Origin of the sequence: Halomonas zincidurans B6, from assembly GCF_000731955.1 — a bacterium.
Taxonomy (GTDB): Bacteria; Pseudomonadota; Gammaproteobacteria; order Pseudomonadales; family Halomonadaceae; genus Modicisalibacter; species Modicisalibacter zincidurans.
The window spans coordinates 2,651,592-2,666,834 of the sequence record NZ_JNCK01000001.1; the positions used below are offsets into that span (position 1 = coordinate 2,651,592).

12 protein-coding genes are annotated in these 15,243 nt (G+C 66.2%); 7 read left to right on the plus strand and 5 right to left on the minus strand.

The features are described from left to right. Window positions 1-97: 97 nt before the first annotated feature. From HALZIN_RS0112375 to HALZIN_RS0112390, 4 genes are all read right to left on the minus strand, one after another. Window positions 98-1,948 (minus strand): PTS fructose-like transporter subunit IIB, encoded by a 1,851-nt coding sequence (locus tag HALZIN_RS0112375; protein ID WP_031384519.1) that lies wholly within the window; start codon window positions 1,946-1,948, stop codon window positions 98-100. Next, the gene (pfkB, locus tag HALZIN_RS0112380; RefSeq protein ID WP_031384520.1) at window positions 1,945-2,925 is read right to left on the minus strand and encodes a 1-phosphofructokinase; all 981 of its coding nucleotides are present in this window, start codon (window positions 2,923-2,925) and stop codon (window positions 1,945-1,947) included. Before pfkB ends, HALZIN_RS0112375 begins: the two co-directional genes overlap by 4 nt. Beyond that, the gene (gene ptsP, locus HALZIN_RS0112385) at window positions 2,925-5,813 is read right to left on the minus strand and encodes a phosphoenolpyruvate--protein phosphotransferase (protein ID WP_031384521.1); all 2,889 of its coding nucleotides are present in this window, start codon (window positions 5,811-5,813) and stop codon (window positions 2,925-2,927) included. The genes pfkB and ptsP overlap by 1 nt, the downstream gene beginning before the upstream one ends. Before the next feature lie 285 nt (window positions 5,814-6,098). Then, the gene (locus HALZIN_RS0112390) at window positions 6,099-6,497 is read right to left on the minus strand and encodes a MerR family transcriptional regulator (RefSeq protein ID WP_031384522.1); all 399 of its coding nucleotides are present in this window, start codon (window positions 6,495-6,497) and stop codon (window positions 6,099-6,101) included. Window positions 6,498-6,577: 80 nt separating this feature from the next. On the opposite strand from HALZIN_RS0112390, the gene HALZIN_RS0112395 reads away from it, so the two are divergent. The 4 genes from HALZIN_RS0112395 to HALZIN_RS0112410 all read left to right on the plus strand — a co-directional run bounded on the left by HALZIN_RS0112395 (window position 6,578) and on the right by HALZIN_RS0112410 (window position 10,339). Next, window positions 6,578-6,997 carry a mercuric transporter MerT family protein gene (locus HALZIN_RS0112395; RefSeq protein WP_031384523.1) on the plus strand — a complete coding sequence of 140 codons (420 nt, stop codon included), beginning with the start codon at window positions 6,578-6,580 and terminating at the stop codon, window positions 6,995-6,997. Between the two features lie 31 nt (window positions 6,998-7,028). Then, window positions 7,029-7,334 carry a cation transporter gene (locus tag HALZIN_RS0112400; RefSeq protein WP_031384524.1) on the plus strand — a complete coding sequence of 102 codons (306 nt, stop codon included), beginning with the start codon at window positions 7,029-7,031 and terminating at the stop codon, window positions 7,332-7,334. 62 nt (window positions 7,335-7,396) lie between these two features. Next, the gene (gene merA, locus HALZIN_RS0112405; protein WP_031384525.1) at window positions 7,397-9,031 is read left to right on the plus strand and encodes a mercury(II) reductase; all 1,635 of its coding nucleotides are present in this window, start codon (window positions 7,397-7,399) and stop codon (window positions 9,029-9,031) included. 339 nt (window positions 9,032-9,370) lie between these two features. Beyond that, entirely contained in the window at window positions 9,371-10,339 is a 969-nt protein-coding gene (locus HALZIN_RS0112410; protein WP_031384526.1) for a dihydrolipoyl dehydrogenase family protein, read from the plus strand. A 116-nt stretch (window positions 10,340-10,455) separates the two neighbouring features. Here the strand turns inward: HALZIN_RS0112410 and HALZIN_RS0112415 are convergent, their stop codons facing one another. Further along, on the minus strand, window positions 10,456-11,031 hold the full coding sequence (locus HALZIN_RS0112415) for a manganese efflux pump MntP (protein ID WP_031384527.1): 576 nt from the start codon (window positions 11,029-11,031) through the stop codon (window positions 10,456-10,458). Between the two features lie 446 nt (window positions 11,032-11,477). Here HALZIN_RS0112415 and cra point away from each other — a divergent pair, with 446 nt between their 5' ends. The 3 genes from cra to HALZIN_RS0112435 all read left to right on the plus strand — a co-directional run bounded on the left by cra (window position 11,478) and on the right by HALZIN_RS0112435 (window position 15,239). Continuing rightward, window positions 11,478-12,461, plus strand: a complete 984-nt coding sequence (gene cra / locus HALZIN_RS0112425; RefSeq protein ID WP_031384529.1) for a catabolite repressor/activator — start codon at window positions 11,478-11,480, stop codon at window positions 12,459-12,461. 87 nt (window positions 12,462-12,548) lie between these two features. Further along, the gene (locus HALZIN_RS0112430; RefSeq protein WP_051907510.1) at window positions 12,549-13,229 is read left to right on the plus strand and encodes a phosphoribosyltransferase; all 681 of its coding nucleotides are present in this window, start codon (window positions 12,549-12,551) and stop codon (window positions 13,227-13,229) included. 81 nt (window positions 13,230-13,310) lie between these two features. Next, the gene (locus HALZIN_RS0112435; RefSeq protein WP_031384531.1) at window positions 13,311-15,239 is read left to right on the plus strand and encodes an alkaline phosphatase D family protein; all 1,929 of its coding nucleotides are present in this window, start codon (window positions 13,311-13,313) and stop codon (window positions 15,237-15,239) included. Window positions 15,240-15,243 lie beyond the last annotated feature (4 nt).

Genomic DNA, 15,243 nt, shown 5'->3' on the forward strand with positions numbered 1-15,243 from the left:
AATATTTTGTTGATTTTTTAAATGAAAATGTCTCGTTTCGAGTCCTGGAAAACGTCACCGACCGAGCCGCTGACACCCCGATGGCCTGCTGCAGGCCTCAACCGGCCACGCCGACGGCAACCTCCTCGCTACCGCGCTTGAGCATCGCGTAGCTCAGCCCGGTGACCGACGAGCCGATCACAATCGCCAACAGATAGAGCAGCGCCGGCGAGATGGCGTTGGGGATCAGCAGCACGAAGACGCCGCCATGCGGCGCCATCAGCTTGGCGCCGAACAGCATCGACAGCCCGCCGGCCACCGCGCCGCCGACCATGCACGCCGGGATCACCCGCAGCGGATCCTTGGCGGCGAACGGAATCGCGCCTTCGGTAATGAAGCACAGCCCCAGCACGAACGAGGCCTTGCCGGCCTCGCGCTCGGCGACGGCGAACTTGCTGCGGGCCACGACAGTGGCGATGCCCATGCCGATCGGCGGGACCATGCCGGCGGCCATGATCGCCGCCATCGGCGCGTAAGTCTCGGCAGCCAGCAACCCCACGCCGAACGTGTAGGCGGCCTTGTTGACCGGCCCGCCCATGTCGAAGCACATCATCGCTCCGAGCAGCAAGCCCAGCAGCACGGCGTTGGCCGAGCCCATGTTCTCGAGAAAGGCGGTCAACCCGGAAAGAATCGCCGCGACCGGCTCGCCGACCACGTAGATCATCACCAGCCCGGTCACCAGGCTGGCGATCAGCGGGACGATCATGATCGGCTTGAGCGACTCGATGCTCGTCGGCAGCTTGAAGTGACGCACCACCGCCTTGGCGACGTAGCCGGCCAGAAAGCCGGCGATGATCCCGCCGAGGAACCCCGAGCCGATGTCCGCGGCCAGCCAGCCGCCGATCATCCCCGGGGCGATCCCCGGCCGGTCGGCGATCGAGTAGGCGATATAGCCGGCGAGCACCGGAATCATCAGCTTGAAGGCGCTGCCGCCGCCGATCTGCATCAGCGCCGCGGCCAGCGTGCCCTCGTTCTCGTAGGCCTTGATGCCGAACGCGAACGACAGCGCGATCAGCAGGCCGCCGGCGACCACCATCGGCAGCATGAACGACACCCCGGTGAGCAGGTGCTTGTAGACGCCCTTCTCCTTGACGCTCTTCTTGCGTTCGCCGCCCGCGCTCGAGGAAGCGTTCGTGGCGTCCTCGATCTCGGCGCCGGCCAGCGCGTCGTCGATGGTCTGCTTGGACTTCTTCAGCGCATTGCCGGTCGAGGTGCGCCAGATCGGCTTGCCGGCGAAGCGGGTCGGATCGATTTCGATGTCGCAGGCCAGGATCACCACGTCGGCCTCGCGGATCTCGTCTTCGCTCAGCGCGTCCTGGGCGCCCACCGAGCCCTGGGTCTCGACGCGAATCCGATGGCCCTGGGCGCGGCCGGCCTCGGCCAGCGACTCGGCAGCCATGAAGGTATGCGCCACGCCGGTCGGGCACGCCGTCACCGCGACGATATTCTTCGCCGATGAAGACTCAGCTACGGTCGCTTGTGAAGAACTTGGCGCATGTTCGGGCGCCCTAGAAAGCGGCGCCTGTGAAGAGCCGGGCGCATGTTCGGGCGCCTGTGAAGAACCGGGCGCGGCTTCGGGCGCCATAGAAGGCGGCGCCGTATAGGAAACCGCCTCGCGCTCGGCGCGCTCGAGAAAGCCGCGCGGGTCGGGCAACGCCTGGGAAATCGGCGCCTGAAACAGCCGCTTGCCGACGAAACGCTGCGGCTCGGGTATGTACTCGGCAGCGACGATCACCAGCTCGGCGGCATCGATCGCGGTCTGTTCCACCGGACGGGTCGGCTCCAGCTCGCCGTGCATTTCGACCGTCGAGCGCCAGCCGCGCTGCCTGGCCGTCTGCTCGAGCCGCCGGGCGGCGAGGAAGGTGGTCGCCATGCCGCTCGGGCAGGCGGTAACCAGAATCACGTTCATGCGAAGGCTCCCTGCGCGTCGCTGCCGTCATCGGCCAGCCGGCGCACGCGCGTGTGTTGTTTAAGATCGGCGAAGTCGGCGGCGGCGGGATCGCCCACGCCGACATGACGGACCGATTCGGCGGACAGTGCCGTGGCCAAGCGCAAGGCGTCCTCGGCGGGCAAGTCGGCGAGCACGCCGTGCAGCATGCCGGCGAGCAGCGTGTCGCCGGCGCCCACGGTGCTCGCCACCGCCACCGCCGGCGGCATCGCCAGCCAGGCGCCGCGCCGGCTGAACCACAAGACGCCGGCCTCGCCGGCCGAGATCAGCGCCTCGTCGATGCCCGCCCGATGCAACGCGCGTGCGGCCCGCAGCCGCGCCTCGGGGTTGTCCAGCACCTCGCCCGCCCACGCGGCCAGCTCCTGCTCGTTGGGCTTGACCGCGCGGGGGCCGGCAGCGATCGCCGCGGCCAGCGCCGGGCCGCTGGTATCGACCCACACCGGCAGGCCGTGACCGCGCAGGCGCTCGATCAGTACGGCGAGATCCTCGGGACCGATGCCCGGCGGCAGGCTGCCGGCGATCACTACCGCGTCGGGACGCCGCGCGGCATCCTCGGCGCGGGCGTCGAGCGCGGTGAGCAGCGCCGCCAGATCGCCGCCGCCGACCGCCAGGCCGGGGCCGTTGATGTCGGTGATGCGCCCGTCATGCTCGGCGAGCTTGGCGTTGATGCGCGTCTCTCCGGACACCCGGCGCAACACGTCCTCGACGCCCAGCTCGGCAAAGGCCCGCGCGAAGGGGCCGTCGTTGGCCGCGCCGAGAAAGCCCGAGACCGCGACCTGGTGACCCAGCGCCACCAGCACGCGGGCGACGTTGACACCCTTGCCGGCCGCCTCGAGGCGTGTCGAGTCGGTGCGATTGACCGCTCCCAGTGTCAACCGCGGCAGGCAAATCGCCAGGTCCAGCGCCGGGTTGAGGCTGATCGTGAGAATCCGCGCCATCACAGCACCTCCAGCGCTTCGCGCACTGCATCGCTGGTGGCCTGGGCCAGCGCGGTCGCGGCGTGGCGGCGTGCGCCGTCGAGGGTCAGCTCGCGCAGCCGCGCCTTGACCATCGGCACCTGGCGCAGCGACACCGACAGCTCGTCGACGCCCAGCCCGACCAGCACCGGCACCGCCTGCGGGTCGGAGGCCAGCTCGCCGCACACGCCGACCCACTTGCCCTTGGCATGGGCGGCCTCGACGGTCATCTGGATCAGTCGCAGCACCGCCGGGTGCAGGCCGTCGGACTGCGCGGACAGCGCCGCATGGCCGCGGTCGATCGCCAGGGTGTACTGGGTCAGATCGTTGGTGCCGATCGAGAAGAAGTCGACCTCCTCGGCCAGGCTCGGCGCCAGCAGCGCGCTGGAGGGGATCTCGATCATTACCCCGAGCTGCACGTCGGGGGCCTTGATCTCGGCCTGCAGGCGCTCGACGATCGCCTTGGCGGCGCGGAACTCGGCGACATCCTTGACCATCGGCAGCATGATTCGCAACGGCCGCTCGCCGGCCGCGCTGAGCAGCGCGCGCAGTTGGGTCTCGAGGATCTCGGGGCGGGTCAGCGCCAGGCGGATGCCGCGCAGGCCGAGAAACGGGTTGTCCTCCTGGGGCAGCGGCCAGTACGGCAGCGGCTTGTCGCCGCCGACGTCCAGGGTGCGCGCCACCAGCGGGCGGCCGTCCAGCGCGTCGAAGGCCTCGCGGTACTCGCCGATCTGGGTGTCCAGGTCCGGCGCCTCGGCGTGAGCCATGAACACGAACTCGGTGCGCAGCAGGCCGACGCCCTCGGCGCCGTAATCGACGGCGTCCACCGCGTGGGCGGTGTTGCCCAGGTTGGCGGCGACCTCGACGCGGTGGCCATCCCGGGTGCGGCCAGGCTCAAAGCGTGCGGCATAGGCCTCGCGCTCGCGCCCCTCGCGCTCCTTCATGTGCAGCTCGGCGCGGGCGCGACGCTGTGTCGAGGGCGCGGGAATGATCCGCCCGCGCTCGCCGTCGAGGATCAGCTCGCTGCCGTTGTAAAGCGTCATCACCCGTTCGCCGGCGCCGACCACCGCGGCGATGCCCAGCGCCCGGGCGAGGATCGCGCTGTGCGAGGTCGCCCCGCCGCGCGCGGTCACGAGTCCGCGGACCTTGACGGTGTCGAGCCGCGCCACGTCGGAGGGGCCGACGTCTTCCATCACCAGGATGTAGGGCGTGTCCGGCGGCGCGGGCATCTCGACGCCGCACAGCAGGCCCAGCACCCGCCGGCCGACATCGCGCAGATCGGCGGCGCGCTCGGCGAGCAATCGGTCGGCAAGCATTTCCTGGGCACGCGCCGCGGTGTCCACGCCGCGCCACCAGGCGGCCTCGGCGGACCAGCCGTCGTCGATGCCCTCGTGGGCGGCCTCGCGCAGCTCGGGATCCTCGAGCATCTCTTCGTGGATCGACAGGATCTCGGCAACCTCGCCGCCCTGGGCGCGGCGGATCAACGCCTCGAGCTGTTCGGCGGCTTCGCCCCGGGCCCGCGCCAGACGCGCCTTCTGGGCCTGCGGGTCGCCGCCGCGCGCAGCGTCGAGATCCCGCGCGCGCTCAGGATAGTCGAAGCACGGCAGACGCATCACGAACACCGGCGCCACCGCCAGCCCCGGCGACGCCGGTACCGCCGGGTGCGGCGTATCGTCTGGCAAGGGCAGCGGCGCAGTTGCGCTGCTGGTTGTGGTCGCCGGCTCGACGTCGACGTCACGGCGCTCGTCGAAAGCCACGACCTGCTCGCCGAGCCCCTCGCGCACCGCCTCGGCCATCGCCTGCACGGCCTGCGCCGCTCCCGTGCCTTCGGCGGAAAACACCAGCGTCTGGCCGCGCCGGGCGCCCAGCCCGATGACCTTGGTCAGGCTCGCCGCCGAAACCGCCTCGGCGCCGCCCTCGAGCAGCCGGACCTTGATGGGCAGGCCCTGATCGCGGGCCACCTGAACCAACTGTTTGGCCGGACGGGCGTGCAGGCCATGGGCGTTGAGCACCCGAACGCGCATGGTTTCGGCCGCCGCGCGCTCGCCGGCCAGGCGCGCCAGCACGCTCGGCGCGTCGGCATCGGCCAGCGTCTCGCCATCGCCAGCATCGAGCAGTTCAGCGAGCCGTTCGAGCAGGCCGCGATGGGCGTCACCCTGGGCGGCCAGGCAAAACACGCCGTTGACCGCACCCTTGGGGCCGACGAACGCCGACTCGGGGGTCGCCAGCGACAGCGCCGGGGTTGCCACGCCGAGCGTGGCACTGGCCAGCCACAGCCCCTGGCCCAGCGAGACCGGCTCCTGGGCGGCGATCGCGGCGACGAAGTCGGCGTTCACGCAATCGGCCTGGCGCAGCCGCGCGGCACCGGCCAGCGCCAGTTCGAAACGATCCCTGGCGGGGAAGCCCAGACACAGCGTATCGGCGTCGAGGCGTGCGATCACCGGCGCCCTGGACAGCTCGGCGATCACCTCGGCGGCGCTATCGGCCTCGGCAAGACGTTCGGCGACGCCTTCGCGGTCGAGTACATGGGTCAACGCGCGCAGGATGTCGAGGTGCTCGTCGCTCTGCGCGGCGATGCTCACCAGCACGTGCACGCGATGGCCGTCGTGCCAGTCGACGCCGTCGGGGAACTGCAGCACGCGCACCCCGGTGGCCAGCACCTGGTCGCGGCTTTCGGGCGTGCCGTGAGGGATGGCGATGCCGTTGCCCAGATAGGTCGACGACTGCGCCTCGCGTGCGTGCAGGCCGTTGCGGTATTCGGGCGTGGCGCGCCCGGCATCGACCAGCGCCGCGGCGGCCTGGTCCAGGGCATCGCGCCAGTCGGCGGCCCGGCAGCCGAGCAGTACGTCCTGCTGGGTGAGCGTCAGCATGCAAAAGGCTCCTCGCGATGTGGGTAGCGACAGGCCAGCTATGCGGGTGCTTATTGCCGCTAGCTGAATCGTGTCACTTTGGAGACAATGCTATGCTGAAACGATCCACTGGGTTTATCAAGCGACTCGTTCTACGACCTTCGCAGGGGATATGCTCGCCGCCGCGCCCGTTCTTCGCATATCAGCGTGAAAGAGAAGGAAAGCGGCATATGAAAAGACTTCTGTGCAAATCGTTCTGATACCAAGACCCCAACGCAAGCACACACCGCGGTAATGGATATTCGGCTAGGAGGTCTCAGAAAGAATCTCTACGATGGGACACGTCGGCACATCCTCTCCGCTGCATTGCGCCGCCATCTCTTTCAAGGCGCGTTGCATGCGATGCAGATCATTTATCTTGCGCTGGATCTCATCGGCATGCCTGAGTGCGAGCTCCTGTACCTGGGCGCAGGTGTAATGCCCGCCATCAACCAGTCGTAGCAGATCCTGCACTTCTTCGAGGGTGAATCCCAGTTCGCGGCTTCGGCGGATAAACGTCAGCCGCGTGAGGTGGCGCTCTTCATAGCTGCGAAAGCCGTTATCGCTTCGGGGCGGATCCGGCAGAAGCCCGATTCGCTCATAGTAGCGAATGGTCTCGATGTTGCAGCCGGTCCGCTTGGCCAGCTCCCCTCGACGTAATGGCATGGTCTATTTTCCCTGTTGATCCTGTATCAACTACAGGGGGTACTGTAGCGACAAATGTCCCTATGGCAAAGAGGTTCACGATGGCAACCAGCAAAGACCAGACGCTTGATCGAGGCGAGCAAGCCACACCGAGCCGATCAGGGCGCAAGGGGCTTTTGGCAGGTGGTGGCGCCATTGGCGCGGTACTCGCTTCCGCCTGCTGCATTCTGCCGCTGGTGCTGTTCTCACTGGGCATCGGGGGTGCCTGGATGAGTAATCTCACGATGCTTAAACCCTACCAGCCGCTCTTTATCGCCTTCACCTTGGTGATGCTCGGCATCGGCTTCTACACCGTCTACCGCAAGCCCAGCAACACCTGTCGGGCCGACGCCTGCAGCACGGATGGCTATTGTGGCACGCCGCTGGCCGAGCGGGTGATCAAGATCGCGCTATGGAGTGCGACACTGCTCATCGTGGTGGTGCTTGCCTGGCCGTATATCGTTCCACTCCTCCTGGGCTAATTAACTTTCTAACTTTCGGGAGTCTTTCATCATGAAAATTCGTACCTTGGCTGGCACGCTTGTCTTGTCCGTGGCAAGTATCGGGACGGCCTTCGCCGCTCAGCAGACCATCACCCTGGCGGTTGACAACATGACCTGTTCGAGTTGCCGCTATATCGTCAAGAAGGCGCTCTTGAAAGTGCCCGGCGTGGAAACCGCCACGGTTTCCTACGCGGAAAAAAGCGCCACGGTAACCTTCGAAGATACCGAGGCAAGCGTGGCGGATTTGACCGCCGCCACCACCAATTCGGGCTATCCGTCGCGCCTGGCCGCCGAGAACACTGAACAAGCCCAGTAACCGACTGGTCCTCATTCAACGAGGGCTGCGGGTGCTGTGCGAAAGGTTACCGAGGAGTGTCTATGCAAACCACGATCACAATTACCGGCATGACCTGCACGCGTTGCGCCGACTCGATCCAGGCAGCGCTCGATGCGCTGCCCGGGGTCGAGGCTGAGGTCTCTTATGACCAGGGCCGCGCGGTGATAACGCGCCCGGGCGAGGTGGGTACCGAGCGTCTGCTCGAGACGATCCGTGCCAAGGGCTATGGCGCCGAGTTGACGCAGGCCACAGCGCCAACCGACAACGCACGGGACAGTGACCATGGCCTGCATATCGCCGTGATCGGCAGCGGAGGGGCCGCCATGGCGGCGGCGCTGAAAAGCGTCGAGCGGGGCGCCCGTGTCACGCTGATCGAACAGGGCACCATCGGGGGCACCTGCGTCAACATCGGCTGTGTGCCTTCCAAGATCATGATCCGTGCCGCGCATGTTGCTCACCATCGCCGCGAAAGCCCGTTCGATGACGGCATCACGGCGACGGCGCCGAGCATTGATCGTGGCCGCTTGCTGGCCCAGCAGCAGGGGCGCGTGGAAGAGTTACGTCACGGCAAGTACGAAAGCATCCTGGAAGGCAACCCGGCCATCACGGTCATTCGCGGCAGGGCCCGCTTGCGTGATGCACAGACCCTGATTGTTGACCAGGACGATGGCAGCGAGCGTGAAGTCGTCTTCGACCGTGCCTTCATCGGCACCGGCGCGCGTCCCGCCATGCCGCCGCTTTCCGGGTTGGCTGACACGCCCTACTGGACCTCGACCGACGCGCTGGCCAGCGACACCCTTCCCGAGCGTCTGGCGGTGATCGGGGCATCGGTAGTCGCGGTGGAACTGGCCCAGGCCTTCGCGCGGCTGGGCAGCCAAGTGACGATCCTGGCGCGTAGCCGCCTGTTCTCCCGCGAGGACCCGGCCATCGGCGAGGCCCTGGAAGCCGCTTTCCAGGCCGAAGGCATCGAAGTATTACGCGGCGTCCAGATCAGCCAGGTGGTGCATGGTGACGGTCAGTTCGTGCTTACGACGGACACGGGGGACATCAAGGCCGACAAACTGCTGGTCGCGACGGGCCGCACGCCCAATATCGAAACGCTGAACCTCGAGGCTATCGGCGTGGAGACGGCTCGCGGAGCGATTCTGGTCGATGACTCGCTGCGTACCACCCTGCCCACTATCTATGCCGCTGGGGATTGCACCGACCAGCCGCAGTTCGTCTACGTCGCGGCTGCCGGCGGCAGCCGCGCCGCCATCAACATGACGGGAGGCGAGGCGCGCCTGGACCTGAGTGCCATGCCGGCGGTGGTCTTCACCGACCCGCAGATTGCTACCGTCGGTCTGTCCGAGGCCGAGGCCCAGGCTCAGGGATTCACAACCGACAGCCGGACCCTGACCCTGGATAACGTGCCCCGTGCGTTGGTCAACTTCGAGACCGGCGGCTTCATCAAGATCGTCGCCGAGCGCGACAGCGGGCGGCTGCTCGGGGTTCAGGCCGTGACCGGCGAAGCCGGCGAACTCATCCAGACGGCGGTCATGGCCCTGCGTGCCCGGATGACGGTGCAGGACATTGCCGATGAACTGTTCCCCTACCTGACCATGGTCGAAGGACTCAAGCTCTGTGCCCAGACCTTCACCAAGGACGTCAAACAACTGTCCTGCTGCGCGGGGTGACCAGCCACGATGCGAAGGGGCCGATGCGCTTGGCCACTACAACATGATCTCGGACGCAACCAATGCGCTGTGGCGTGACCGCGCTGTCTCGGTCGAGGAGGCCGGGTTTCCGACACGGTTCTGGAACTGCACCCGGCCTCCTGATCAGGCAGGTGTAGCGAGCCAGGCAAGGCCTGGCCCTGTCATCAAGGCCGCCGGGGCGGTCCTGGGCAGGCTGACTTTTTCAGTTACAGACATAAACAACCGCCACCTTGTCCCAGTGACAACTACAGGCCTACGTTGACGTCAGCAAGGTCAGGAGTGTCAGCAACACCGCCGCTAAGCGAAGGAGTAAACAAGATGGCAGCATCCTACGATCTCGTCGCCATCGGTACCGGCACCGCCGCTAAAATAGTCGTCATGCGTGCCCAAGCCGCCAACTGGCGTGTGGCGATCATCGACTCCCGCCCCTTTGGGGGTACCTGTGCCCTGGTCGGCGGGGGCTATATTGCCGCAGAGTTCTCTCATCTGGCTGCCCGGGCCGGCGCCCAGGTCACCGTCCTGCAGCACGGCGAGCGGATGCTCAAGCCCTTCGATCCGGACCTGGTCGATTGGCTCATGGAATCCTTCCGTGATCAAGGTATCGATGTGCGCACCCAGACCACCGTGGACGCCATCGAAAAGACGGCCTCTGGCTATAACGTTCGCACCTCCTCGAATGGCGAGACCGGCACGGTTGAAGCAGACCTGGTGGTCCATGCGGCCGGCAGAATACCGGCGCTCGAGGCCCTCAACCTGGAGGCGGCCGGTGTCGAGACCGAGAAAGGGCAACTATCGCTCAACGAGCATTTGCAAAGTACCTCGAATCCCGCCGTCTATGCCGCAGGCGATGCCGCCCAGGTGGGGCCACCGCTGACGCCGGTATCGAGTCATGATGCCAAGGTGGTCGCCGCCAACCTGATCGACGGCAAACGCACAATGCCGAATTACAAAGGGGTACCGAGTGTCGCCTTCACCATCCCACCCATCGCCTCGGCCGGCCTCAACGAAGCGCAGGCCCACGCGCAAGGGCTGAAATTCCGCGTCTCGAGTCAACATGCCCCCGACTGGTTTACTGCCCGCCAGGCCGCCGAGCCGGTCTACGGGTTCAAGGTACTGATCGAAGAAGCGACGGAAAAGGTACTGGGCGCTCATCTCGTCGGCCCCAACGTGGATGAAGTCATCAATGTTTTCGCGCTGGCCATCCGGCATGGGCTCACCACCACGGATCTGAAGACCACGATGTTTGCCTACCCGACAGGAGCCTCGGACATAGGCTCGATGCTCTAGGATTTGTCCGAAAACTACCTGCGCTCGGCCATGGACGCCCATGGCTGAAGTCCTTGATACCGAGGGTTTTGTCGGGGCATGGATAAATTCTTATTCCCGGACAAGCCTTCAGTCTATCATCCGACCACGGATACGTAGGCGATCCATGTGCCTATGCCGATCAGGACAAGGCCACCAACGATCTCCGCCCGCTTACCAACCAGCGAGCCTATAGCCCGCCCAAGCATGATACCGATCGTGACCATCAGTGTTGTCGCCAAGCCGATTATTGCAGCTGCAACAAGGATGTTGACGTCGGTAAAAGCCAAGGTAATACCAACCGCCATCGCATCGATGCTCGTGGCAATAGCCGTAAGCGCTAGAAAAGGCACAGATTTCGACCCGGCATCCTTTTTCTCGTCCTCCGGCTCCCCCCCATCCGACTTGAGTCCCTTATAAATCATGGAGAGACCGAGCATGCTCAACAGAGCAAAGGCGACCCAATGATCCCAGTTCGAAACCAGCCTATTGGCAGCCATCCCCAGTCCCCAGCCAATCACAGGAGTGATCGCTTCGACCGTTCCGAAAATAATGCCAATACGCAGCGCTTCAACCAGGTGAGTTCGCCCGAGCGAAACGCCTCTGCCTATCGACGCAGCGAAGGCATCGGTCGACATTGCAAACGCCAAACCTACTAGAGAAAGAAAATTCATAAGCTCACTGCTGGTTAAGCGGCTTTACCTGTCCCGCAAGGCAGGCTGAATCCGGCTATCGGCAAGGAGAGGAAAACCATAGGCTTCATGCCAGGAATTTGCAATAAGCTATTGAAAATAAAGAATAAAAAATACCATGGTTAAGCAACCGAGTCGGCGTTAATCAGATTAAGGGGGGTTGATTGTTAGAATCCTGGTTGCATTACGCCAAGTTCGGCGGCGCGATGATGCCATCGGTTACGTGAGGATCGTGCTGCTGGTCGACGCGAGATCAAGCACAGCCGCTGGCCACGCTGTACCCTCAATAGCCAGCTCAAGGCGCTGTGGCATGCACCCAGTGAAGCCGCGTTTACCGGCAAAATACGATGAACCTAAAATGAATCTGGCGTTGTGCGCGTCTATGCCACGACCCTCGCCCGGGTTATCAACCATCGACAGGACGACCAATGACTCTCGCTGAAATAGCCCGGCTCGCCGGGGTGTCGCGCACCACCGCCAGCTACGTGATCAACGGCAAGGCCGAGGAGCGCCGCATCAGCCGCGAAACGGTCGAGCGGGTGATGGCGATGGTCGAGCGTCACCAGTACCGGGTCGATGCCCAGGCCGCCGCATTGCGCCGCGGTCAGAGCCGCACCCTGGGGCTGATCATCCCCGACCTGGAGAACGCCAGTTACGCGCGACTCGCCAAGCGTCTCGAGCGCGGCGCCCGCGATCAGGGCTACCAACTGCTGATCGCCGGCTCCGACGACGATGCCGACACCGAGCGCGACCTGGCCTTGGCGCTGCGCGCGCAGCGCTGTCAGGCGCTGATCGTGGCGAGTAGTTTGGCCTCCGACGACCCTTTCTATCGCGAGCTGATGGCTGGCGGCCTACCGGTGATCGCCGTGGATCGCGCCCTCGACCCGTCGCACTTCGTGTGCATCTTGAGCCACAACGCGACCGCGGCCGAAGCGCTGACCCGCTCGCTGCTCGACGAGCGGGTACGGCACATCGTGCTGTTCGATGCCGTCGAAGCGCTGTCGATCACTCGCGAACGGCGTCAGGGCTTCCAGCGCGCCCTGGCGGGACACCCCTGCGAGGCATCCATCCGTACCGGTGAACGTTACGACCGGGCCGACGGCGCGCGACTGATGCAGCGGCTCATCGACGAGGACGGGCTGCCCGACGCCCTGGTCACCGCTTCCTATACTCTGCTCGACGGCGCACTCGACGTGCTGCTCGCCAATGGCGGCCTGTCGGCATCGCTGCGCCTGGCCACCTTCGGCGACGACCGGCTGCTCGACTTCCTGCCGCAACCGGTCAACTCGTTGCCGCAGGACCATGCGCGGATCGTCGAGCTGACGCTGGCCCGGGCGATCGCCGCGACACGCGGCGACTATAAGCCCGGCGCCGAGATGGTCGAGCGTACGCTGCGCTATCGGCGTGCCTGACAGTCTGTCGGGTACGCTTCGCTGGCCAGATCGGCGACCGACGGCCACGCTATAGGCATGGCAACCACACTGGTTAGCGGAGGCAGCATGACCGACCTTCCCTTTCGTGACGAGCGTACCGAACTCCCCCTGCGCGACCGCCATGATGCCGGGGACCGGCTCGCCGCGCGCCTCCGGCGGCAGAGCTATCGCCACCCGCTGATCATCGGTCTGCCGCGTGGCGGCGTTCCGGTGGCGGCGCGGATCGCACAAGCCTTGAAGGCGCCACTCGAGGTGCTGATCGTGCGCAAGCTGGGGGTGCCGGGGCATGAGGAATTCGCCATGGGCGCGCTGGCCAGTGGCGACGTCAGCGTGCTCGACGAAGCGCTGATCGAGCGCCTGGCGATCGACGCTCGCGCCCTGCAGCGCGTCGTCGATCGCGAGCGCGACGAACTCGAGCGCCGCGAAGCGCGCTATCGCGGCGAGCGGCCGTTTCCGTCACTCGCCGGGCGCGACGTGGTGCTGGTCGACGACGGCATCGCCACCGGCTCGACGATGCGCGCGGCACTTCGCGCGGTACGCAAGCTGGGTGCCGAGCGCTGCATTCTGGCGGTCCCGGTGGCACCCGCCGACTCCCTCGCCTCGCTGAGCCGCGAGGCCGATGACGTCGTCTGCCTGGCCACGCCGGAGAATTTCAGCGCGGTCGGTCAATGGTATTGGCGCTTCGAGCAAACCGACGACGAGGAAGTGCGGGCCTGCCTCGCCGAACAGGCCTACCCCGAGGCGTAGCGATTGCCGGCGCACGGGCATGGCCAGTGACCGCGCGGGCCGGTAAGCTGGCATCACCACCGCCAACGATGCCACCCCTGCATGGACGACCGCCCCACGCCAGCCCCCGACACCCGCGACGCATTGCCCGAGGTGCTGGCCGGCCCATTGCTGCGCCGGCTGGAACCCTGCCGCGTGGTGCTGTGGCTGGCCACCAGCCGCAAGCTGGAACTCACCCTGACGCTCCATCCGCCCGATGGCCGACCGATCGAGGTCGGCCTCGATTCGGCGCATCGTCAGCAGCTTAGCGTGGGTCGGCACGCCGTGATCCAGCTGATCGACGTCAGCCTGGAGACCCCGCTGCCCGGCGATACGTTGATCGGTTATGACCTGCGGATAGCCGACGGGCACTCCGCCGGCACAGGCATTGCCGACTGGGCGCCGCACCTGCTCTATCCCGGTCAGCAGCGCCCGGCGTTCGTCGTCAAGTCGCGCATCGATGCACTGCTGCACGGCTCCTGCCGACGGCCGCATCACCCTGGCGAGGATGGCCTGGCGCGTGCCGATGCCTGGCTCGAGCCGCAGCATGACCGGGCCGAAGCGCGTCCCGCGCTAGTGATGCTGAGTGGCGATCAGATCTACGCCGACGATGTCGCCGGGCCGATGCTGGTGGCCATCCATGCGCTGATCGCTCGGCTGGGGCTGGTTGGCGAGACTCTCGAGGGCGCAGTGGTGGCCGACAGCGATGCACTGTACGCCGCCCCCGAGAGCTACTATCGCCGCGAGCGGCTGCTGCCCGAGTTCGAATCCAACGAGGCGTTGCGCGAGCGCTTCTTCGGCGGCGTGAAAAAGCCCATCTTCACCACCGCCAGCGCCGCCAACCATCTGATCACCTTCGCTGAAATCCTGGCCATGTACCTGCTGGTATTCTCGCCGGTGCCGTGGCGGCTGATCGCCCCCGCCACGCCGGCGCTAGGCGCCAAGGACGCCGCGCGCTACGCCGACGAGGCCGCGATCATCGACGCTTTCGCCGAGCAACTGCCGGCGGTCGCCCGGGTCATGGCCCAGTTGCCGACGTTGATGATCTTCGACGATCACGACATCACCGACGACTGGAATCTGACCGCCGCCTGGGAAGAGACCGCCTACGGCAACCCCTTCTCGCGACGCATCATCGGCAACGCGCTGCTCGCCTACCTGCTCTGCCAGGGTTGGGGCAACGACCCCGACCGCCTGGCGATGCCGCTGAGCGCGCTTACCGAGCTGTTCGAACGGGTCGCCGAGGAGCGCCTGCCGGCCGCTCGCCAGGATGCGCTGATCAGCGAACTGCTGCAGTTGGGCGACTGGGGATACACCCTGGCCAGCCAACCCAAACTGGTGGTGCTCGATACGCGCACCCGACGCTGGCGCAGCGAACGCGCGCGTCACCGGCCGTCGGGGCTGATGGACTGGGAGGCGTTGACCGACTTCCAGCAGGATCTGCTCGACGAGCCCACGGTCATCGTGGTGTCACCGGCGCCGGTGTTCGGCGTCAAGCTGATCGAGGGGGTCCAGCGGCTGTTCACGTTGTTCGGCAAGCCGCTGCTGGTGGATGCCGAGAACTGGATGGCCCATCGCGGCGCGGCGAGCGTGATTCTGAATATCTTCCGGCATACCCGCACCCCGCGGCACTACACGATCCTCTCCGGCGACGTGCATTATTCGTTCGTCTATCGGGTACGCCTGCGCGCCCGCCAGCAGGGCCCCGACATCTGGCAGATCACCAGCAGCGGCATCAAGAACAGCTTTCCCGATACCCTGCTCGACTGGTTCGATCGCCTCAACCGTTGGCTGTACGCGCCCTGGTCGCCCCTCAACTGGTTCACCAAGCGGCGCCGGATGCGCGTCCAGCCTCTGACGCCCGATCGCGCCAAGGCCGGCGAGCGGCTGTGGAACGGCGCGGGCATCGGTTATGTGCGCTTCGACGCCGAAGGCCGACCCAGCGAGATGAGCCAGTTGGGCAGCGACGGGCTCGACACGCGCTTTCGCTGATGCG

Excerpts from the sequence above, each read along its gene's own strand:
- pfkB (WP_031384520.1), bottom strand. The coding sequence starts at position 2,925 with ATGGCGCGGATTCTCACGATCAGCCTCAACCCGGCGCTGGACCTGGCG.
- HALZIN_RS0112400 (WP_031384524.1), top strand. The coding sequence starts at position 7,029 with ATGAAAATTCGTACCTTGGCTGGCACGCTTGTCTTGTCCGTGGCAAGT.
- HALZIN_RS0112430 (WP_051907510.1), top strand. The coding sequence starts at position 12,549 with ATGACCGACCTTCCCTTTCGTGACGAGCGTACCGAACTCCCCCTGCGC.
- HALZIN_RS0112435 (WP_031384531.1), top strand. The coding sequence starts at position 13,311 with ATGGACGACCGCCCCACGCCAGCCCCCGACACCCGCGACGCATTGCCC.
- HALZIN_RS0112395 (WP_031384523.1), top strand. The coding sequence starts at position 6,578 with ATGGCAACCAGCAAAGACCAGACGCTTGATCGAGGCGAGCAAGCCACA.
- HALZIN_RS0112415 (WP_031384527.1), bottom strand. The coding sequence starts at position 11,031 with ATGAATTTTCTTTCTCTAGTAGGTTTGGCGTTTGCAATGTCGACCGAT.
- HALZIN_RS0112410 (WP_031384526.1), top strand. The coding sequence starts at position 9,371 with ATGGCAGCATCCTACGATCTCGTCGCCATCGGTACCGGCACCGCCGCT.
- merA (WP_031384525.1), top strand. The coding sequence starts at position 7,397 with ATGCAAACCACGATCACAATTACCGGCATGACCTGCACGCGTTGCGCC.
- HALZIN_RS0112375 (WP_031384519.1), bottom strand. The coding sequence starts at position 1,948 with ATGAACGTGATTCTGGTTACCGCCTGCCCGAGCGGCATGGCGACCACC.
- HALZIN_RS0112390 (WP_031384522.1), bottom strand. The coding sequence starts at position 6,497 with ATGCCATTACGTCGAGGGGAGCTGGCCAAGCGGACCGGCTGCAACATC.
- ptsP (WP_031384521.1), bottom strand. The coding sequence starts at position 5,813 with ATGCTGACGCTCACCCAGCAGGACGTACTGCTCGGCTGCCGGGCCGCC.
- cra (WP_031384529.1), top strand. The coding sequence starts at position 11,478 with ATGACTCTCGCTGAAATAGCCCGGCTCGCCGGGGTGTCGCGCACCACC.